This is a genomic window from Paenibacillus sp. FSL H3-0286 (genome assembly GCF_045040705.1).
Taxonomy (GTDB): Bacteria; Bacillota; Bacilli; order Paenibacillales; family Paenibacillaceae; genus Paenibacillus_AQ; species Paenibacillus_AQ odorifer.
Genome location: NZ_CP150285.1, coordinates 1,701,923 through 1,721,620, shown reverse-complemented (window position 1 = coordinate 1,721,620; position 19,698 = coordinate 1,701,923). Strand labels below are relative to the sequence as shown.

Annotated in this window: 19 protein-coding genes; 9 read left to right on the top strand and 10 right to left on the bottom strand. The window is 44.5% G+C overall.

Annotation, left to right across the window (positions count from 1 at the left end):
* The first annotated feature begins 84 nt into the window (after positions 1 to 84).
* A complete protein-coding gene (locus MHB37_RS07460; RefSeq protein ID WP_076125226.1) occupies positions 85 to 1,362 on the top strand; it encodes an AraC family transcriptional regulator in 1,278 nt (425 codons plus the stop codon).
* Positions 1,363 to 1,414: 52 nt separating this feature from the next.
* Here the strand turns inward: MHB37_RS07460 and MHB37_RS07455 are convergent, their stop codons facing one another.
* Both MHB37_RS07455 and MHB37_RS07450 read right to left on the bottom strand, forming a co-directional pair.
* Positions 1,415 to 2,482 (bottom strand): serine hydrolase, encoded by a 1,068-nt coding sequence (locus MHB37_RS07455; protein ID WP_076193439.1) that lies wholly within the window; start codon positions 2,480 to 2,482, stop codon positions 1,415 to 1,417.
* A 180-nt stretch (positions 2,483 to 2,662) separates the two neighbouring features.
* Positions 2,663 to 3,496: a metallophosphoesterase gene (locus MHB37_RS07450; RefSeq protein WP_076220365.1), complete on the bottom strand. Its 834-nt coding sequence runs from the start codon at positions 3,494 to 3,496 to the stop codon at positions 2,663 to 2,665.
* A gap of 223 nt (positions 3,497 to 3,719) precedes the next feature.
* Here MHB37_RS07450 and MHB37_RS07445 point away from each other — a divergent pair, with 223 nt between their 5' ends.
* The 4 genes from MHB37_RS07445 (at position 3,720) to MHB37_RS07430 (ending at position 8,507) form a co-directional block, all read left to right on the top strand.
* The gene (locus MHB37_RS07445; protein WP_076279579.1) at positions 3,720 to 5,372 is read left to right on the top strand and encodes a helix-turn-helix domain-containing protein; all 1,653 of its coding nucleotides are present in this window, start codon (positions 3,720 to 3,722) and stop codon (positions 5,370 to 5,372) included.
* Positions 5,373 to 5,542: 170 nt separating this feature from the next.
* Complete coding sequence (locus MHB37_RS07440; protein ID WP_405169100.1) at positions 5,543 to 6,490, top strand: iron-hydroxamate ABC transporter substrate-binding protein; 948 nt, start codon at positions 5,543 to 5,545, stop codon at positions 6,488 to 6,490.
* Positions 6,491 to 6,495: 5 nt separating this feature from the next.
* Entirely contained in the window at positions 6,496 to 7,503 is a 1,008-nt protein-coding gene (locus tag MHB37_RS07435) for a FecCD family ABC transporter permease (RefSeq protein ID WP_405169099.1), read from the top strand.
* The gene (locus MHB37_RS07430) at positions 7,500 to 8,507 is read left to right on the top strand and encodes an iron ABC transporter permease (RefSeq protein WP_076125241.1); all 1,008 of its coding nucleotides are present in this window, start codon (positions 7,500 to 7,502) and stop codon (positions 8,505 to 8,507) included. The genes MHB37_RS07435 and MHB37_RS07430 overlap by 4 nt, the downstream gene beginning before the upstream one ends.
* A gap of 84 nt (positions 8,508 to 8,591) precedes the next feature.
* On the opposite strand, the gene MHB37_RS07425 is transcribed toward MHB37_RS07430, so the two are convergent.
* The 3 genes from MHB37_RS07425 to MHB37_RS07415 are packed head-to-tail and all read right to left on the bottom strand — an operon-like array spanning position 8,592 to position 10,057.
* On the bottom strand, positions 8,592 to 9,290 hold the full coding sequence (locus tag MHB37_RS07425) for an SDR family oxidoreductase (RefSeq protein ID WP_405169098.1): 699 nt from the start codon (positions 9,288 to 9,290) through the stop codon (positions 8,592 to 8,594).
* On the bottom strand, positions 9,290 to 9,766 hold the full coding sequence (locus MHB37_RS07420; RefSeq protein ID WP_405169097.1) for a VOC family protein: 477 nt from the start codon (positions 9,764 to 9,766) through the stop codon (positions 9,290 to 9,292). Before MHB37_RS07420 ends, MHB37_RS07425 begins: the two co-directional genes overlap by 1 nt.
* Positions 9,767 to 9,823: 57 nt before the next feature.
* A complete protein-coding gene (locus tag MHB37_RS07415; protein WP_405169096.1) occupies positions 9,824 to 10,057 on the bottom strand; it encodes a hypothetical protein in 234 nt (77 codons plus the stop codon).
* A 125-nt stretch (positions 10,058 to 10,182) separates the two neighbouring features.
* Here MHB37_RS07415 and MHB37_RS07410 point away from each other — a divergent pair, with 125 nt between their 5' ends.
* Genes MHB37_RS07410 through MHB37_RS07400 form a run of 3 tightly spaced genes read left to right on the top strand, consistent with a single transcriptional unit; the run spans position 10,183 to position 13,207 of the window.
* Positions 10,183 to 11,064, top strand: coding sequence for a carbohydrate ABC transporter permease (locus MHB37_RS07410; RefSeq protein WP_405169095.1), 882 nt, complete (start codon positions 10,183 to 10,185; stop codon positions 11,062 to 11,064).
* The gene (locus MHB37_RS07405) at positions 11,064 to 11,903 is read left to right on the top strand and encodes a carbohydrate ABC transporter permease (RefSeq protein ID WP_076141188.1); all 840 of its coding nucleotides are present in this window, start codon (positions 11,064 to 11,066) and stop codon (positions 11,901 to 11,903) included. Before MHB37_RS07410 ends, MHB37_RS07405 begins: the two co-directional genes overlap by 1 nt.
* 32 nt (positions 11,904 to 11,935) lie before the next feature.
* The gene (locus tag MHB37_RS07400) at positions 11,936 to 13,207 is read left to right on the top strand and encodes an ABC transporter substrate-binding protein (protein ID WP_405169094.1); all 1,272 of its coding nucleotides are present in this window, start codon (positions 11,936 to 11,938) and stop codon (positions 13,205 to 13,207) included.
* 99 nt (positions 13,208 to 13,306) lie between these two features.
* Here the strand turns inward: MHB37_RS07400 and MHB37_RS07395 are convergent, their stop codons facing one another.
* Positions 13,307 to 13,888 carry a TetR/AcrR family transcriptional regulator gene (locus tag MHB37_RS07395; protein WP_405169093.1) on the bottom strand — a complete coding sequence of 194 codons (582 nt, stop codon included), beginning with the start codon at positions 13,886 to 13,888 and terminating at the stop codon, positions 13,307 to 13,309.
* A 294-nt stretch (positions 13,889 to 14,182) separates the two neighbouring features.
* Between MHB37_RS07395 and MHB37_RS07390 the strand changes: the two genes are divergently transcribed.
* On the top strand, positions 14,183 to 15,625 hold the full coding sequence (locus tag MHB37_RS07390; protein WP_254857093.1) for a DHA2 family efflux MFS transporter permease subunit: 1,443 nt from the start codon (positions 14,183 to 14,185) through the stop codon (positions 15,623 to 15,625).
* 93 nt (positions 15,626 to 15,718) lie between these two features.
* On the opposite strand, the gene MHB37_RS07385 is transcribed toward MHB37_RS07390, so the two are convergent.
* The 4 genes from MHB37_RS07385 to MHB37_RS07370 form a co-directional block, all read right to left on the bottom strand.
* On the bottom strand, positions 15,719 to 16,732 hold the full coding sequence (locus tag MHB37_RS07385; RefSeq protein WP_076125261.1) for a stalk domain-containing protein: 1,014 nt from the start codon (positions 16,730 to 16,732) through the stop codon (positions 15,719 to 15,721).
* A gap of 260 nt (positions 16,733 to 16,992) precedes the next feature.
* Positions 16,993 to 17,865, bottom strand: coding sequence for a hypothetical protein (locus MHB37_RS07380; protein WP_339172300.1), 873 nt, complete (start codon positions 17,863 to 17,865; stop codon positions 16,993 to 16,995).
* A gap of 81 nt (positions 17,866 to 17,946) precedes the next feature.
* Positions 17,947 to 19,080 (bottom strand): DUF4367 domain-containing protein, encoded by a 1,134-nt coding sequence (locus MHB37_RS07375; protein WP_405169092.1) that lies wholly within the window; start codon positions 19,078 to 19,080, stop codon positions 17,947 to 17,949.
* Positions 19,062 to 19,619: an RNA polymerase sigma factor gene (locus MHB37_RS07370; protein ID WP_076193465.1), complete on the bottom strand. Its 558-nt coding sequence runs from the start codon at positions 19,617 to 19,619 to the stop codon at positions 19,062 to 19,064. Before MHB37_RS07370 ends, MHB37_RS07375 begins: the two co-directional genes overlap by 19 nt.
* Positions 19,620 to 19,698: the final 79 nt, after the last annotated feature.

The following is a 19,698-nucleotide window of genomic DNA, read 5'->3' as shown; positions in this document are numbered from 1 at the left end:
ATCCCCATTTTAATATACTTCATGCTTGATTTATGGCATTATTATCGTGTTTTTGGTATTCTTGTTAGGCGAGGAGGTCATAACATGTTAGATCATTTGGAGGATAAGGAAAGAGTCCAATATATCTGTAAAGTGATGTATGAGTCACAGCAAATTCCCGTGTTCCTGCTCGACGCCAATCGGGAAATTGAATTTGCTATGCCTTCCTCCTTCGAGTGCGCCCCTTGGGTTCATAACCTTAATGAGCCACTTTCTGAAATTACTAAATCTTTTAATCGTGAAAACAACTCTAATGGCAATGGACGGACTTCTACCATACCCATCGTTCGTACCACAAATTTTCTAGAGAATTACATCATTCTCCATTTACCCTCAGACAACAGTAACGAGGGAAGCATTGTGATTGGCCCTTCATTGTATGCTCAACCTACGGAGGATAATGTGGCAAGTCTGATGCGTGATCATGAAGTTCCCCTTAAGTTTCAGGAGCAATGGCTTAACTATTACCGCAGCCTGACCGTGTTAAATAAAATGAGACTATACCATACCGCTATGCTGCTATACTCGCTCGTTACTGGAAAAACCTTGACCCTTAGCGAACTGCTGCTGGACTCCCGCATTCTTGCCTATAAACAACTGCCCTCAGGCAGTTTGGATTTGGATATTTCTTATCGCCGTGAGAATACGTGGCTGCACCACGAGCCTATGCTAGAAAAAAATCTCTTTCACTATGTCAAAAAAGGCAATAAAACTGAGCTGCTACGCGTTCAAGCTTCGTTCTCCGAAGAGAGTTACGGGCTTCTCTCTAAAAGGAGCCAATTACGTAACAAAAAGAATCTGGCAATCTCTTGTATTACACTCGCTACACGTGCAGCTATAGATGGAGGGCTGTACTGGGAAATTTCTTATACCCTAAGCGACTTTCATATCCAGCATATCGAAGAACTAAAAGATATTCCCGCTGTAGATCATGCCGTTCTTTATGCCCTTTGCGATTTCGCAGACCATGTCAAAGAGAGCCGGATGGCGAAACTGTCGCGCACCGTGGCTCTCTGTCAGAACTATATTTTCAATCACCTATATGAGGAACTTTCCTTAGATAGACTGGCTGAGGTTGCAGGATTAAATAGAAGTTATCTCTCCCTATTATTTAAGAAGGAGACCGGCATCACCATCAGCGATTTTATTCAATTGGAGCGGATTGAAGAGGCAAAACGACTAATAGAAGTACCAGAGATAAGCTTATCGGACATCGCCTCACGCCTACATTTTAATGATCAGAGCTACTTTACCAAAGTGTTTAAGAAATATACCGGAATCACCCCTAAACAATTTAGAACAAATAGGGAAAACACACTTTAAGAAAAGTAGACACAACAAAAATTCTAAATGGATATGAAAATAGCAGCTGACATCACAGCTCTGTGATTGCTGCAAGAACAGTATTGTTGAAGTAATCAACATACATATTTTTAAATGGCTTCTGGTGATCCAGCTCTACGGATAAATGAACCGTCACTGTCTGATAAATCGGATCCACGCAGAGGAAAGGACCTGCCGCTCCCCAGTGTGAATAGGCATCTGCAGAGAGCAGATCTCCGCCGTCACGCTTCGTGCCATTAATCGCCCATCCGTACCCCCAGTACGCTTCAGGGAAAACTTCGTCTCTATATTGTGAGGATACGCCCGGAATTTGATTGCGGGTCATTTCTTTTACTGTTACCGGACTAAGCAATCGTACTCCGTTATAAATTCCGCCGTTAAGGAACATCTGGCCAAAAACAGCCAAATCCATAGCCGTTGAGTAAGCGCCGCCCCCCGCAGATACAGAATTCAAATTGTATTCACTGTCTACCCATTCCGCGCATGCTGCCTCAGGGGCACGTCTAACTACTCTGTTCCGCACTTCCATTGGCACACGATAATATGTATTTTCCATTCCAAGCGGTTTAAAAATAGTTTCCTTTACGAATACATCATAAGCTTGTCCACTAACACGCCGTATAATTTCACCCAATAGCTCATAACCATATCCACAGTAAGACATCACAGTACCTGGCTCATGGCTAAGTGGTGCATCATAACCGCCATTAACCTCAATTCCAGAGGTATGTGTCAACAAATGATGTACGCATACCTTTGTTTTGTTCTCCCCTGTAAATTCGGGGATGTAATCAGAAACCGGCCTGTTTAGGCCCACTTTCCCTTGTTCCACTAACATCATAATAGCGGTTGCAGTAAATAGTTTTGTGATGGAACAGAGTGGAAATATAGCATCCGCTGTTAAATCTGCTGCGTCTGCTTCAGGTCCGAATTTCCCATTCGCTTGATGGACCAGCAGCGTCCCCTTTCTCGCAGCAACAATAACTTGCGCAGGTGTGATATTGTCTTCAACCATTTGTGCGGCGGCTGTACGAATGCGCTCCACACCAAAAGCCGAGACACCCGCCTGTTCTAAAGAATTAAATACTAACCCTCTCATCGGTAGCCCTCCAATATGATTCATTTAATACATATATAAACTATTATACAAATATATTAAATAATCCTGCTAGTTTACTATTATCCTGTGACTGAATTGTTGAGTTTCTATTAGCTATTTGCTAAAAAAACTAAAGCTGACCCCGGTTTCTCCCGAAAATCAGCTTCAGCTTAGTTTTTGCTAAGTTACCGCTACCTTAAAAGCATCCACATTAAATGTTGTCCCGTTGATGGATAATGTGGCATTGTAATAACCCCGATCACCATTTGTTTTGCATTTATATTCCCCCGAACATCCGCATACGAAAAATTTAGTTTTGTTGTAACCGGGATATATATTACTAAGCTTTCGGTAAAACAGATGTCCATGATGCGTAAAAATAGCTAACACCTTATCTCTCACTTTTGTAGGAATGGATGAAAAAAACTTATTCGTCTCCGATGCGCTTAATACATGGGTTGGGTCCACCGTAATCCCACTTACTTTGAGAGGCCAATGAAAATCTATAATATAATAAAAACTATCATCTAAATTTCTCAACAAATTTATACTACCCGGAGTAAACCGTCCAAGCGCACAATTAAGCCATACATACTTGACCTTCCCCTGCGTACCCGGAAAATTCATTTGACCTTCAACAGCACCTAAATATTGTGTGAATAAGGACTGTGTGCTTGCCTCCCAATTTCCTATAGATGCTTTATAAGGAATACTCCCAAGCGTGCTTGTTACCGTATCCTTGAAATCCTTGTAGTAAGCATTCGCATTATTTCCATGATTAGCTCCCGCTTGCGTATTATCTCCTCCAAAAATAACAAATCTCTTATTCCCGTTATTCACAGCTTTAGGCAAAAGATTACTAAAAATGCTTGAGCTGTTTCCATACCCCACATGACTATCACCAATAACCGCAAAGTTAATGATTTGCGCTTTTGCTTTAAGAATTAAACTACGTTTAGGCTGCAGTCTGGAGGCAGGTCTTCTTTTCCTACTAGGTTTCACCTGTCTTTTCATCTTAGATTCACCTCTTTTAAAATGGATGAAGGATCATAGTAGTATTTATATTCGCTTGACCTTAGGGACTCTTGGACCAATGGATTCATCTAGGAGATTAGTTTCTCTTCTACTTTGTGGTCATTTATGCGGCTTGTCCCAAACGGGAGATGTTATAATTAGTCCCATAGAAGTGAAGAATATAATACCATTCATAGAATTATAGGTAACGGAGGCTTAAGATTTGAATAACGTAGTCCCAGAATGGGCGGAGTCCCATTTCCCTTTATATACCGCTGATAGTATTCAGTCGATGTATGGAACCTCAAATCTGCCAAGACTTCAGATTCATGAGCATTCAACCGTCCTACTAGCTATTGCTGCTGGTAAGGGTATGCTTGAGGTCAATCATCAGACTTATGAGCTAATGGAAGGCATTGTCGTCCTTCTCCCCGAGAATACTTACGCCTCTCTAATTACAAATCGCCAGCAGCCGCTACATGCTTATAAGCTTTCAATCCGGATTCAAGAACAGACACGAGCACTGCCCTCCAGTGCTATGACGCGGACAAGCCAACTGACATCCAATTCAAATATGCTGTTGTTTCCTCATGAACCAGCCATTGTATCTAATATGAAGGAATTGTATCTTCACCGGTTGCCAGATCGTGAAATACGTCATGTGCAGAACCAGATCCTGTTCCATCAGATCCTTCTTCAATTGCTGGAGCAGCAGGAAACAAGATTTGAAGTGAGTGAGCAGCCCTCAATGGAACGCAGTATCACATACTTAGAGAATCACTTCAGTGAAAAAATATCACGTGAGCAATTAGCTGCAATTGCGGGTGTGAGCGGTTCACATTATTCAACGCTATTTAAACAATTTACGGGCTTTACCCCTAATGAATATCTGTCCAGGTTAAGAGTTCACAGAGCGAAGGAACTACTGCTTAATAGTTCAAGCACACTAAGAGAAATTGCTTTAAAGGTGGGCTACAAGGATGAGTTCTATCTTAGTCGGCGCTTTAAGCAGCAGACCGGCGCATCTCCTTCAGGCTATAATCTTATCCCTTTCCAACGTGTAGCGGTGATGCTCACTCCCTATGCCAGTCATTTGCTGCTGCTTGGCCTGGAACCTGCAGTTACCATTTCAGAGAGCAGCGAGTATTTAAATCTTTCTGACCAGGAACCACCACAGTCTATGAAATTCATCCATACGAACAGCTCGGCTGAGCAGATAAAAGCGTTATTACTGGAAGCAAACATTGAATTGCTTATTGCAGCCACACAACATCTGGAAGAATTCGGCTTGAACGCTGAGCAGCTGCGGGCGGTCGCTCCTATTGTTGAAATCTCTTGGCAGGAACTAGGATGGAAAGACCACTTGCGCTTGATCGGCCGTGCCATTCACCGTAGCGAACGTGCTGAGCAGTGGCTGGACGATTTTGAACAAGAGGAGCTGGAAGCTCGGGCCGTGGTGCAGCAAAGCGCGGTGGCTAACGAGATTGTAACCCTTCTGGTCATTAAACCAGATGGACTACTCGTATACGGGGCAAGAAATGTTGGGTATGTGATCTATCAATCGCTAGGTCTCAAGGCTCCTGCCTTGATTGAGGATCAAATAAATAAACTCGGCGACCAGTTTCATTCCCTTGTGATTGACGTCTCTGAGCTGGAGGCTTATGCCGGTGACCGATTGTTAGTCACTGTATTTCCAGACGCAAAAGGCTCCACTGCACACAGTGAAGAAATCTTCCACTCCTCTTATTGGAACCAACTTTCTGCTGTGCAGAACAAGAAGATCCATCTGCTTAATCTGGATGAATGGGTGCCTTATAATCCAGTTTCCATTCGTTTGCAGCTTGGACGTGCGGTTGCATTATTCGAAGGCCAATAATAGTCCAAGTCTTTTTTCCAACAAAAAGGCATGGTTAGGCACATAAGTGATCCCTATAATGATTACAAATGCGAATGATTCTCATAATCAATCTATGGCACAGCCTGGGATTCATTAAATAATGGAATTATTCACGGAAACATAGTCATTAAAAGGGGAGAATTATTTAAATGAGAAAGATATTTATTCCGTTTGTACTTATTTTAGGGCTTGCCCTTAGTGCTTGTGGGGGAAATCAGGCGAAGAATGAGGTTAGTCCTACAAATAGCCCATCCTCGGCTCCTGCTGCGGAGTCAGAAAGTGCGACTTTTACTTATGAATCGGAAAATGGACCTGTTGAAGTTCCGACACATCCTCAGCGTGTCGTTGTCCTCACTCGATTTTTAACAGGTAATGTTATGGCTCTAGGTGTACCTGTTGTAGGCGTAGATGAAATGTCCAAAACCAATCCGCGCTTTGAAGAGCAATTGAAAGATGTAGAAGCTGTAAGTGATGAAAGTCTGGAGAAGATTATTGAGCTGCAGCCTGATCTGATTATCGGTCTCTCCGATATTAAGAACATCGATAAATTCAAGCAAATCGCACCAACGGTTACTTATACTTATAATAAAGTTGATTACTTAACCCAACAGCTGGAAGTCGGCAAATTAGTGAACAAAGAAAAAGAAGCCCAAGCTTGGGTAGATGACTTTAGTGCCCGCACCAAAAAAGCGGGTGAGGAAATCAGAGCGAAGATCGGCGAGGATGCAACTGTCTCTGTCATTGAAACCTTCAATAAGCAATTGTATGTATACGGGTATAACTTTGGCCGCGGAACTGAACTCCTCTATGGGGACTTCAAGCTCGGTATGCCGGATACAGTAAAGGAAGGCACCAAAACAGATGGTTACGTGGCCCTCTCAACAGAAGTGCTGAAGGATTATCTAGGCGATTACGTTATTTTCAGTAAAAATGCGGATGAAGATAATTCCTTCCAGGATACAGAAATCTACAAGAGCATCCCAGCTGTCAAAAATAATCATGTTTACGAAGCTGATGCCAAAGCATTCTATTTTAATGATCCGCTTAGCTTAGAATATCAACTGGAATTCTTTGAAAAAAACTTTCTAGGAAAATAATAAAGATGACTACGAAGCAAACTTCCATTCCATTCTTTTATAAGCTGCTTGGTAGCGTGCTGGTAATGGTTATTTGCCTCGTGATCGCGATGTTATTCGGGGCTAAAGAAACCACCCTCCATGATCTGTGGCTTGCCATCACTTCAAGTTCAACGGCAGACAATGTCCTCATTCTTCGTGAGATCAGGCTGCCGCGTGAACTGGTCGCCATGCTGATCGGCGCCGCCTTTGCCGTATCCGGGGCTATTATGCAAGGAGTTACGCGCAATCCGTTAGCCGATCCCGGCCTGCTGGGGTTAACTTCAGGAGCTAATATGGCACTGGCGCTTACCTTCGTATTTATGCCGGGGCTGAACTATTTTGGTACCATGATTGCTTGCTTCTTCGGCGCTGCTCTGGGAGCCGTTCTGGTTCTTATTCTCGGCTCCGTGCGCCAAGGTGGCTTGTCTCCGATCCGTATCGTACTCGCTGGTGCTGCGGTATCTGCATTCCTATACGCTATCGCAAGTGGTGTCAGCATTGCCTTCAAGATATCCAAAGATGTATCCATGTGGACTGCCGGTGGGCTTATCGGCACAACTTGGGGCCAGCTTCAGGCCATTGCACCTGTGATCCTCATCGGGATCGTGGTGGCATTAATATTTTCTAACCAGCTGACTATTCTTAGCTTGAGTGACGAGGTAGCGATCGGATTAGGACAAAACCTTGTTTTGGTTAAAGGGATTCTGTTCACGCTCATTATTCTGCTGACTGGCGCATCGGTCGCTCTAATTGGGGACATGGCTTTTGTAGGGCTAATGATTCCGCATATTGTCTGCAAAATAGTCGGCACCGACTACCGCTATATTCTGCCGATTTCAGTATTCACTGGGGCATCCTTCATGCTACTTGCAGATACCATTGGACGTACAATCCATGCCCCTTATGAAACGCCGATAGTTGCTGTCGTGGCTATGCTAGGACTGCCTTTCTTTTTGTTCGTTGTTCGTAAAGGAGGTCAAACACTCTCATGATTTCCTCTGCTCCAGTACGAAAACAACGTCTTATCCTGTGGGTATGCACCGGACTGATCCTGCTTACGGCTATTGCCAGTATGGGAATCGGCTACTCTTCCCTGTCTTTTGACAGGCTGCTTCCCGTTCTCTTCGGTCATGGAACCTTTAAAGAGGACTTTGTATTATTTTCTGTAAGACTGCCACGTATTCTAATTACGCTACTGGCAGGAATGGCCTTGGCCTTATCTGGGTCGATTCTGCAAAGTGTTACCCGAAACGATCTAGCAGACCCCGGTATTATTGGGATTAACTCCGGGGCAGGTGTGGCTGTCGCTGTATTTTTTCTCTATTTCCCGGTTAGCGTTGGAACCTTCATTTATGCGTTGCCGCTGGTTGCTTTTATAGGGGCTATCATTACGGCAGCATTAATTTATCTTTTTTCATATAGTCGGACTAGAGGGCTTGATCCTATTCGGCTAGTTTTGGTCGGGGTCGGATTTTCCCTAGCGCTGTCGGGAGTTATGATCGTAATCATTTCATCCGCAGATCGTGCCAAAGTTGATTTTATCGCAAAATGGATTGCCGGGAATATTTGGGGTACAGATTGGCCCTTCATCTGGGCTTTACTGCCTTGGTTATTGCTGCTAGTTCCCTTTACCCTGTACAAATCGCTGCGACTCAATCTGCTCAGTCTAAGTGAGGTATCAGCCATTGGTGTCGGTCTGAATCTGGAGCGCGAACGTATCGTCCTGATTCTTGTCGCCGTCGCAGCTGCCGCCTCCGCGGTATCCGTAACAGGTGGAATCGCTTTTATCGGATTGATGGCACCACATATTGCGAAATCGTTGGTCGGTCCGCGCAATCAGATGTTTATTCCCGTCGCAGTATTGCTGGGTGGCTGGTTGCTTCTGATCGCGGACACCGTTGGCCGCAATCTCGTCTCCCCTGATGGCATCCCGGCTGGGATCATGGTAGCGTTAATCGGCGTACCTTATTTCGCTTATTTATTGATTAAGAAATAAATAAGCATATAGAAAATCAAAAAGAGGTAACTCAGAAGCCATGAATGGCTATTGAGTTACCTCTTTTAGTTAGAACACTCATTATTAAATCTTCATATCCTTACCCGTATAGTCTACAAACATGAATTGACCTTCCGGTGTAGTCCGCTTCTCGATCAAGTCCATGATGCCCTCAGCACTTTGGGTCGGATTCGTTGGCGCCTCTGCCCCGCCCATATCCGTATGCATCCAGCCGGGATGTACGCCGAGTACTTGTACCCCGCGTTCTTTTAAATATACATGCAGCTGCTGTGAGAACATATTAAGTGCCGTTTTGGAGATGGAATAAGGATAGTCTCCGGAATAAGCATTAGTAATGCTGCCTGCTTCCGACGATATGTTGATGATCGAAAGCTCGGGTTCAATGAGTAGCGGCAAGAAATGCTTAACCACTCGCATCGGTCCATAAAGATTAATATCCATCGTGGTAAGCATATCTTGGAAATCCAGCTCTTCAATCTGTGTGTCCCTTGCAGTCAGTACTGCCGCATTATTGATAATGGCACCAAGCGTCCGGCCTTGTCCTTGCAGATTTGCAGCAAGTGCCGCGATTCCTTCTTCATCCGTCACGTCCAGCTGGGCCACAGTCAGCTTCTCCCCGTAGGTCGCAGCGAGCTGAGACAGTGCTGTTTGTTCCTGATCGGAACGGCGAACCCCGGCAATGACTCCATGTCCCCGCTTCAATGCCTCAGCCGCCAGCTCATAACCTAGTCCACGTCCGGCACCAGTAATTAGAATATTCACTATACATCCTCTCCTTTATCTTTATCTTTATCGTTCTCCAGCAGCTCCACAATCACCTTTAACTCCTTGAACGTGTCCATATAAGCATAACGCCCCCCGGTATACTCGCCCTTTTGCTGGAGTGGGAACCCTTTGCCTTCGAGCAGCATAATCTTCTCCTTCATTCCTTCAACCACAAAAGCAATATGATGAGGTCCCTCACCATGTTCATTCAAATAATCACGCCATGTACTGGGCTGCTGGTCTGGCTCAATCAGTTCAAGCTGCAGGGAGCCCATATCAAAAAAAGCCAACTTAGCCCGCGCCACCGTCGCCTCGCCATTATACCGAGTCTGCGCCTGATCTTCTGTATCTGTAACGATAATTCGCGGCTTTTCCAGTCCAAAAAACTCCGCATAAGCCGTGCTTACCTTTTCAACATCATTCACCAAAATTCCAATCTGCGTAACAAAATGATTCCCCAGCCATCCTGACATGTACCCTACCTCCCATTTGTCTGACAAGTCCACCATACCGATTCTTTGAAAAGGCTGTCAAGCCCGAAAAGAAATCGCTCCGGGCCAATGAAAATTATCCAGAGAAAGCTCAGCCGACTTCGGCGCTATCAAGGGCATTTTTGCCTCTCTTTTCTCCAAATCGCACACTTTCGGCGCTATCAAAGGCATTTTTGCCTCTCTTTCCTCCAAATCGCACACTTTCGGCGCTATCAAGGGCATTTTTGCCTCTCTTTTCTTCAAATCGCACACTTTCGGCGCTATCAAAGGCATTTTTGCCTCTCCCGATGCCGCAACTGGTTAAGAATACTCGGTTAGTAATATTACTTTTTGTTTCGGTTAATCACCAATTCGGTTATAGAATGAAAAGTTTAAATTAACAAAAGGGGTGAGGAACGATGGACCATAGAAAAAGATCACGCCTGATGCAGCAGTTTATTTTTGTCGGGCCAACTTCCTTGTTTTTCTTTATTATTGTGCTGATTCCTTTCTTTTTGGGACTCTATTATTCATTTACCAGCTGGAACGGAATCTCGCGGCATGTCGAGTGGACCGGACTACGGAACTATCTACATATTTTCACCAAGGATCCTTCCTTTCTTAATTCATTCTGGTTCACGGCGAAGTTCACTTTCTTCGGTCTAGTGCTGACCAATCTGCTTGGCTTCGCACTCGCTTATGTGTTGACGCGCAAACTGTTCACACGTAATGTCCTGAGAACTGTATTTTTTGTACCGCATGTGATTGGCGGACTTTTGCTCGGGTTTATTTGGCAGTTTATTTTTGTCAGAGGATTCTCCTCTATCGGGCAGGCCACCGGCTGGGACTTCTTTAATCTTCCCTGGCTAGGCACCGGAGGGACAGCATTCTGGGCGATTGTTATCGTATTTGTCTGGCAAAATGCGGGATATCTGATGGTGATCTACATCTCTGCTATCAACAATGTTCCCCAAAGCCTAATTGAAGCGTCCAAAGTGGATGGAGCCGGACGTTTTCAGGCCTTGCGCCATGTCACTCTTCCACTGGTCATGCCTGCTGTAACTGTCTGTCTATTTCTATCTATCTCCTGGTCCTTTAAGCTGTTTGACCTCAACCTGTCGCTGACCAAGGGTGGACCCTTTAAAGCTACCGAATCTGTAGCCTTGAATATTTACAATGAAGCCTATACCATCAGCCGGTTCGGAATGGGCTCGGCTAAAGCGATGGTTTTCTTCGTCATCGTGGCCGTAATCTCCCTACTACAGGTTAGAGCAACCAAGAAAAGAGAGGTGGAGCTGTAATGGAGACTACCGCCAAGAAATTTAATGTCCCTCTGCTTCTCATCGAAGTGATTGTAATCCTGCTGGGACTTCTATTTTTAGTGCCCTTTTACTTTTTACTGGCTAACTCAGTGAAAAGCTATAGTGAAATACTTTCTGACTCTGCTGCGCTGCCTTCCGCACTCCAGTGGAGCAACTACGCGGAAGCTTGGAAAGCTACCAATTTTCCTCGCGCCTTCCTGAACTCTTTTATCATCACGGTGATTAGTAATGTTCTGCTAGCGTTCCTCTGCTCTATGTGCGCTTACAAAATGGTCCGCAACAACAGCTTGTATAACCGTGTGCTCTATATTGCATTAGTAGCCGCCATGGTTATCCCATTTCAATCTATCATGATCCCGCTGGTGCAGGTCGTCAGCGGTTTGGGCGTCATGGATTCAACCGCCGGTTTGATTTTAGCATATCTTGGGTTTGGGGCCCCGATGACTGTTTTTCTATTCCACGGCTTCGTCAAATCGGTACCTCTCGATATCGAGGAGGCCTCAAGAGTAGATGGCAGCAGTCCTTATGGTACCTTTTTCCGGATTGTTCTTCCGCTTATGCAGCCGATTATCGTCACCGTCATCATACTGAACACCCTGTGGATCTGGAATGATTACTTGATGCCATCGCTTATTCTGCAGGATCCGGTGCTTCGCACCATTCCTATCGCCACTTATAGCTTTTTCGGACAATATACGAAGCAGTGGGATTTGGCGCTTCCAGGACTTGTACTCGGGATTACGCCCGTGGTCATCTTTTTCCTAGTGATGCAAAAATATATTATTGAAGGCATTGCCCAAGGCTCCGTGAAGGGCTAATGATACACGTGACTTTCAGCCAGAGAGGATGAATGAATATGAGAACAAAACGTGGAATTCTCCTCGCATGCTCCCTGCTGCTGGCTGCCCTGACAGCCGGTTGCGGACGCAGCAGCGACAATGCAGATGGAGTCAAAACCGTACACATCTACCAGTTCAAGGTTGAAATATCTGAAGCGCTGGCTTCGCTCAAGACCGAATTCGAGAAAGAACATCCCGATATTAAGCTTGAGGTGCAAAGCGTGGGTGGCGGGACCGATTATGGCGCCTCGCTGCGTGCCAAATTCTCTTCCGGAGATGAACCGGATATCTTTACCATCGGCGGCAACAATGAACGTGATATGTGGCTGGAATATCTGGAGGATCTGAGCGGCGAAGCTTGGGCCAAGGATGTAAAGCCACTCGCAGCAGAACAAATGACTATAGATGGCAAGCTGTATGGGATGCCGATGAATCTGGAAGGATACGGCTTTATCTATAATAAGGATCTATTTAAAAAAGCCGGAATCACTGAGAAGCCATTGACGCTAACCGCTCTACGCGAAGCCTCCGAGAAGTTAAAAGCGGCAGGCATCACACCTTTTGCGAATGGTTACCAAGAATGGTTCGTGCTTGGCAATCATAATGTAAACGTGCCTTTCTCCCAGCAGCCTGATCCAGAGGCATTCATCGCCGGACTTACAGACGGTTCCAAAACCTTCGCCGGAGACCCTATTTTCTCCAAGTGGATCGATCTACTTGACCTTACTGTTGAGTACGGCAATAAGAACCCGCTCTCAACCGACTATAATACACAAGTCACTATGCTAGCGAGCGGCGAAGCTGCGATGATGCAGCAGGGTAACTGGACACAAGGGCAGATCGACGGCATCGATCCCAATCTAAACCTTGGCATCCTGCCCATGCCCATTGACGACACTCCCGAAGACAACGACAAGCTTTATGTAGGCGTACCCAGCAATTGGGTTATCAATAAAAACTCTCCCGTTAAGGAGGAGGCCAAGGTCTTCCTGAATTGGCTCGTCACCTCCGAGACCGGAAAAAAATATATCACTAAGGAATTCCAATTCATCCCTGCGCTCGACAACATTAAGGGAACCGAAGAAGATCTTGGAGCACTAGGTGCTGAGGTGCTGGCTTATACCGATAAAGATCAAGCGCTGACTTGGAACTGGACCCGCCTGCCGAACGGGATGCCACAGGAATTATCCAGCAGCATTCAAGGGTATCTCGGCGGTAAGCTGACCAAAGAAGGGATGTTGAAGGAATTCCAAATCAACTGGGATAATCTCAGTGTGCAGTGATTTACCTGCTCTAAACACGGGCAAACAGCCGCGTAACGATGCGTGGCTGTTTGCCCGTGTTCATTTAATTCCATTCCGTTCATTAGTCGGAACCCGTTGCTAGTTCGCACGCAGCATGCTAATTTGTCTGGCAAGATACACAGGCGTATAGGGCATGTCATCTCGGAGCCAAGAAATAACCGTGCCAATTAGAGCTGCTGAACCGTACCAAACGGCAATGTCCTTTTGTATCAGCATCTTTGAATGATCAACGGCCCCCTCCTTTTTCTTCTGGTGTGCAGAAATGATTTCCGCCATCAAATTAAACAGGCGATCTGTAAAAATCGGGCTTCGTTTCGATGTGAGTATGACTTTGTAGAATTTTGCATTTTCCGCAATATGCTTAAGCAGACTCTCTAATATTCTCAGATTCTCTTCATCAACCGATTCATCATGGTTGCCATCGTTGTTCACCACTTGTAAAATATCCTCCACCATCTCATCCGCCATCTTTTCTAACATATCCGGGAGATCCCGGTAGTGCAGATAAAAAGTAACACGATTGATTTTAGCCCGCTCTGCAATACGGTTTACGGATATTTTCTCAATATCCATTTCCTCAAGCAATTCAATTACAGCATCTCTAAGCAATTGGCGCGTCCGAAGTACCCGGGGATCTGTACGTTGCGTTGTGTTATTCATCTTCTACTCTCCAATCTTTTACTTTCATATTGTAAGCTACATATTTTAGATAATTGTTGTTTTTTAAAAAGAAAAAACTACATTTTCACAAAGAATGTAAACTACTTTACATTTTTTCGCAAATTGTTGCTTGATTACATGAAAATTTCATTTATAATCTAATTCATGCATTGTAAACTATACAACACACTGTAAATTTAGTCCATGATCGACGAGTTGAAAGGATGGAGTGGAGTGAGTACAAAGAGAGAAGTAACAAGCAGTTCCGTGAAAAAGGGCCCCATCTTATTCATTATGATTTTGGGCGCCTTTCTTGCGACACTGAATCAAACGGTAATGAGTGTTGCCGTTCCGGAGTTAATGCATGATTTTAATATCTCGGCGGCTACAGCTCAGTGGCTGACAACGGGGTATATGCTGGTTAATGGTGTTCTAATTCCAATTACAGCTTATCTAATGCAACGGTTTACGACGCGGGAGCTTTTTCAAGCTTCTATGTTTATATTTTTGGCTGGAACGATCGTATCGGCCGTCGCGACAAACTTCCCTGTTCTGTTGACCGGGCGTATGATTCAGGCAGCTGGTGCCGGGATTATTATGCCACTGCTCACGAATGTCATCTTGACCCTGTTCCCTCCTGAAAAGAGAGGGGCTGCCATGGGGATGGTAGGGTTAGCCATCATTTTCGCACCTGCGATTGGACCTACTCTGGCTGGATATATTTTGGAACATTATTCTTGGGAGACAATGTTTTATGGCATGATTCCTTTGACCGTCATTGTAATCATATGCGGATTTATTTATTTAAAAAATGTATCGGAACGCATCTTTCCCAAGTTGGACATTGTTAGTGTAACTCTTTCTACCATCGGTTTTGGAACCTTGCTGTATGGCTTCAGCCGCGCTGCCAGTGCGGGTTGGTCGAGCGCAGAAGTGTTATTGTCTTTAGCAGCAGGTGTGCTTTCCCTTGGCTTGTTTACTTGGAGACAGTTGGCTTCCCAAAATCCACTGCTTGATCTCCGGGCCTTTAAATACAATATGTTCTCCTTAACAACTGTCATCAGTATCGCAGTTACAATCGTGATGTATGCGGATATGATGCTGCTACCTTTGTACCTGCAGAATGCCCGCGGTTTTACAGCGATGGAGTCCGGCTTGTTGCTACTTCCTGGTGCACTCGTAATGGGATTGTTGATGCCGGTAACCGGCAAGCTGTTCGACCGGTTCGGGGCAAAATGGCTCGCTATTATCGGTCTTCTGATTACAATTGCAACGACTCTAAGCTTTGTAAATTTAACAGACTCAACCAGCTACATGTATCTGGTATACATGTCAACAGGCCGCCGGATCGGGATGGCTTTGCTCCTCATGCCTATACAAACTCTGGGTCTAAATCAACTCCCCGCCAAGCTTAGTGCGCATGGTACAGCGATTTCGAATACCATTCGACAAGTAGCTGGCGCCGTTGGGACTTCCCTGCTCGTCACCGTAATGACAAGCCGTACTACAACGCATATGAAGGATATGCTGGCCTCTGGCAGTACACAGAACGGAACACAGGAACATATGATTATGGAAGCATCCATTCAAGGGATCAATGATTCCTATCTAGTGATTGTGGGAATTGGTATCCTCGGTCTGCTGCTATCTTTCTTTATTAAACGTGTTGGGCAAGCGCCTGACCCTGAGCAAGAACCCAAGGTGAAGCTCAAAAAAATCATTGCCAAAGAAGCTTGATATATAGAAGTTATCAGCACTGTGTAAGCCTCATAAAAAAAGAGATCAACGATGAATAACATCGTTGATCTCTTTTTCTGCTAACTTGCATAACTATTTCAGTTTAAAATAGATGGATCTTTTGTCGGACTCAAGCTTACTATCGTTTCTATAAAGAATAAGGGTGTTCTCCTTGCCTTTGATTATTGGCAGAACAACTTTACCCGAAGCTTCAAAAGAACCCGGTTTACTTGGGGTGACTTCAGGAAAATCAGCCAACAGCTTTTCGATATTTTCTCCGAGGGATCCCTCAAAATAATCACTAGAGCCACCAATATAGTATTGTCCACTGGATGTTTCTACCCCCCAAATGGTAGGTGTAAAACTTGAAAGGAACTTCCGCCCTTGGTCCTCACTACCTTTTACAAGAGTGGCGTTTTTCACCTTAAGCGTTACATCAAGCAGGACATAATCTACAGCTACATCGGGATCAGTGACATGTTCCTCAAACCCAAGAGCATGTAATTGTCCGAGAGTAGTCGACGTAACCTTATTGATAGTGAAAGTATATTGAGCAGATGTTGAATCACCCTTAGGGCTATAATTGTTATCAAGGTCCGTATAAGTAAAAGAAGTACCCAACTTCACTGCATCTGCAAACGAAGCGCCGCTGTTACTGGAAGTCGTAGCGGAAGATGATGCAGCAGGCTTTGGTGTTGCTTGCGGAGTGGGCTCGGTTGCAGGCGGAGTAGATACGGTTGCCGGCTTCGCAGTAGCTTGTGCAACAGTATTGTCCTTATCCGGGACAACGGATGTTGATGTTCCGCCGTTCGCCGATGTGATCACAACAGCTTGACGACTGTTATCCCATTTCACGGTTGCCCCCAGTGCTTCAGATACAGCCTTGGCGGATACATAGCTATGTCCCTCATAGATAATTGGGTACATTGTTCCTTCACTACTTGACAGGTTCACTTTCTGATTATCCACTTCAATGCTGATGGCCGCGTTCTGATATGCGGAAATCTTCTTCAATGTCGTGTCTGCGTAAGCGACTGCACCCACAGCCAACAGCATTGAACTAACTGTAATAATTGACATGACTTTTTTGCTTGTTACCTTTAGCATCTTACACTCTTCTTTCATGTTTATGTATATGAATCTCGAAAATTATATCACTTTATATCGAATTTTGTAAATATTGGTATTATAGGATATTCGTTCTTTATTTGTGAATACTTAAAAAAGACACATTTCCATTGCCCAACGCCACATTTCACTTCTAATCTCCTAAATAGCATGAATACTATAAATCTTTATACTCAAATCAAAAAGCAGCCCTGGGGGCTGCCTTGATCAAATGTATTAGTAAGTCTCTTAGAATCATTCTACGCCGAAGCTTCAATGATCTGTCCTGCCAAAGCAATCAAATCCTCCTTGGTCAGATGTCCACCGGTTTCCCGAATAATATAATTGACACGGGTCTTTGGATTCATCCATGCAACTGACTTGTACTCCATCTTATCAATAGGTGTGTATACCACCTCTTGGCCACTCACTTTTAGCTTCTGCGACTGTGCATTTGCTGGTTCGGATTCAACAGTCGTATCCTTAGGTCCTGCAGGTTCGGCAGCGATGGCAAGAACTCCTCTTTTACCATTTTTCTCTGTGGTCATATTATAGATGATGTTGATAGCCGTACGCTTCTCCTGCAATTTCTTTACATAGATTTTCTTATCGGACGCCTTACCCTCGGCGATCACTTGATAGTATATCTTATCCTGTTCTTTTTTCGTCATATATGGAGAAACAATTGCCCTGAAAAAATTGTAGCCTTCCGGAGGCTCTTGCAATTGCAGTGGCATGAAGGTATTGCCGGCAGCATACTTTTCCACATATTCATTATACGTATTAAACGAAAGGGAATAATATGCACCCGCAGTGGGTGATCCCTTAGCATAGGCTTGATATTCCTTGTCATTAATATACACATATCTGATTTCTCCAGGTTTAAGCTCTTCACTTAATGCTTTCTGCTGCAGATCTTTGAGATTTTTGAATTTTTTTTGTTCCTGATCTGTTTTCGCTTTGGCAGCTTCATCGATGCCCTGAGCTATATATTTGACTTCCGCCTTAATGGCGGTTTCTTCCACAGACTGAGCAACAGACTTCTCGGCGTAAGCTTCTCCTTTGAAGCCATAACCTAAACCGAACATTAGGGTCATACTGGTCATGGCAATGAGTGTTTTTCTATTATTCATTAAAATACCTCACCTTCCTGTATATGTAGTACTCTTACATAATACTTACGTTACCGGATTTGTGACATCAAATTTCTATACTTATTTCATCATGTCGGCAGCAATTCGGATAACCTCCTCTTTGGTTAAAGCAGAAGACTCCGGTGCAGCAGTCATATCGTATACTACATTTTGTTCTGGATCCGTCCAGACAAGTCTGTATCTATACCCCAACTTTATTTCAATGTTTGTAGTTTCCGTATAGATCAGTTGGGTTCCGTTAACAAGAATATTCTCTACGTTTGTAGTGTTAGTCCTTAATAAGCTTTCCACCGTTCCGGTCTTTGCCTTGATGTGTTTGGCATTAATTCTTACCATACTCTCTCCTTTTTTGTATCTCATCGACGAATATTCATAATTAATTCTGGCCGTAGGTTCTTTTTTCCACATAACCCGGTAACCGCCTTCCAGCTTTATACCATCAGTCAGGGCCAGCAGTTCATTCTCGTTGACCTCAAAATCAGGTTGTATCCATGCTTGATCAAAAACATACCCTTCTGGCAGATACTCCGGGCGTGGCAAATATGGCGCCTTATACTCCTCTGCTTTGGCTAAATAACTAGAATAATCATTAAATAGCATCGCAGGAATAACTCTGCCAAGCTGAGGACGTTCATCTCCAGCACCTTCCTTTTTTAACACGTAAGAAGCGCCCTCTCCCGGTAGTAATAATTTCTCTACAACTCTATATGCCTCTAAATTTTTTTCACTCAGCAGCTCTTCTTCTTTGGTCGCCACTCTCTGAGGAATTTTTACCTTTGAGGGAACTAACGGATTCTTAGATACTTCAATCGTCCCCCCTTCCTTCGTTGCAAGAAGCGGCTCGTACGGCAGCACTTCATATTGAAATTTGGCAGCTTGCCAGGGACTCTCCTTAAACAAGGAATAGCTTCCTCCTACCAAGACAACCAGGATCAGCACCGCTGCCCATCTCCTTACAGGCCTGCTCCACATGCGCTTACGGCATCGTTTGGCATAGGTTGCTGGCTCCATTCGATGCATAATATCTGGGATGTCCGCCTCCTGCAAGGGTGGTACAGAATTAATAGCAAAGCGATCATTCCCTAGCCCAATGGCTTGCATTACAGAATCATGAACATCAACCAGCGGAAGTTTGGCAGAATTATCCCCCTCCTTCAGAAACAACTCTTCGGAAGTCAATTCGTCCTTGCGCATAGTTGTTTCTCCTTTCTTTCAATGACTTCTCTGAGCTTGCACCTTGTCCGCTCGTATCGTTTCCTAACAGTGACCGTACTTTTACCCAGAATTTCACCAATTTCTGCAAATGATTTATCTTCAAAAATGCGTAAAATCAACAGATTACGTTCCTCCACGCTAAGCTTTGCCAGGGCAGAGGCCACGGATTCACTGAACAACTGATTTTCCACCATTTGTTCAGCGCTTTTAGTGGTTACATCCTGTCTGAGTAATTTTCGCAGCTGATTTTGAAATTTCTTCCGGCGCAATTGATTCAGGCAATGATTATAGGAAACCCTGTAGAGCCACGAGTTAAAACTTACCTGAGACTCAAAATGGCCGATGTTCTGGTAAGCCTTAATAAATATGTCCTGAACCGCATCCTCAGCTTCTTCCTTATTGTTCAACAAGCGAAAGCAGTAGAGGTAGATCCGTTGTTGGTAGAGTCTGATAATATCTGAAAAAAGGTAGACTTCTCCCGCTTGTACCCGCTTTATCTTCTCTTCAATAGAGTCCACGACTGTCTCCTTTCTACTATCAGTACAGTTATAACACTTGAGCGGTCTGTTTCGTGACATTTTTTTCCGTTTCAGTTTC

Coding starts and splice junctions, on each gene's coding strand:
- MHB37_RS07380 (WP_339172300.1), bottom strand. CDS start 17,865: ATGAATAATAGAAAAACACTCATTGCCATGACCAGTATGACCCTAATG.
- MHB37_RS07455 (WP_076193439.1), bottom strand. CDS start 2,482: ATGAGAGGGTTAGTATTTAATTCTTTAGAACAGGCGGGTGTCTCGGCT.
- MHB37_RS07410 (WP_405169095.1), top strand. CDS start 10,183: ATGGACCATAGAAAAAGATCACGCCTGATGCAGCAGTTTATTTTTGTC.
- MHB37_RS07460 (WP_076125226.1), top strand. CDS start 85: ATGTTAGATCATTTGGAGGATAAGGAAAGAGTCCAATATATCTGTAAA.
- MHB37_RS07375 (WP_405169092.1), bottom strand. CDS start 19,080: ATGCGCAAGGACGAATTGACTTCCGAAGAGTTGTTTCTGAAGGAGGGG.
- MHB37_RS07435 (WP_405169099.1), top strand. CDS start 6,496: ATGACTACGAAGCAAACTTCCATTCCATTCTTTTATAAGCTGCTTGGT.
- MHB37_RS07440 (WP_405169100.1), top strand. CDS start 5,543: ATGAGAAAGATATTTATTCCGTTTGTACTTATTTTAGGGCTTGCCCTT.
- MHB37_RS07390 (WP_254857093.1), top strand. CDS start 14,183: ATGATTTTGGGCGCCTTTCTTGCGACACTGAATCAAACGGTAATGAGT.
- MHB37_RS07450 (WP_076220365.1), bottom strand. CDS start 3,496: ATGAAAAGACAGGTGAAACCTAGTAGGAAAAGAAGACCTGCCTCCAGA.
- MHB37_RS07420 (WP_405169097.1), bottom strand. CDS start 9,766: ATGTCAGGATGGCTGGGGAATCATTTTGTTACGCAGATTGGAATTTTG.
- MHB37_RS07385 (WP_076125261.1), bottom strand. CDS start 16,732: ATGCTAAAGGTAACAAGCAAAAAAGTCATGTCAATTATTACAGTTAGT.
- MHB37_RS07395 (WP_405169093.1), bottom strand. CDS start 13,888: ATGAATAACACAACGCAACGTACAGATCCCCGGGTACTTCGGACGCGC.
- MHB37_RS07415 (WP_405169096.1), bottom strand. CDS start 10,057: ATGCCTTTGATAGCGCCGAAAGTGTGCGATTTGAAGAAAAGAGAGGCA.
- MHB37_RS07405 (WP_076141188.1), top strand. CDS start 11,064: ATGGAGACTACCGCCAAGAAATTTAATGTCCCTCTGCTTCTCATCGAA.
- MHB37_RS07400 (WP_405169094.1), top strand. CDS start 11,936: ATGAATATGAGAACAAAACGTGGAATTCTCCTCGCATGCTCCCTGCTG.
- MHB37_RS07430 (WP_076125241.1), top strand. CDS start 7,500: ATGATTTCCTCTGCTCCAGTACGAAAACAACGTCTTATCCTGTGGGTA.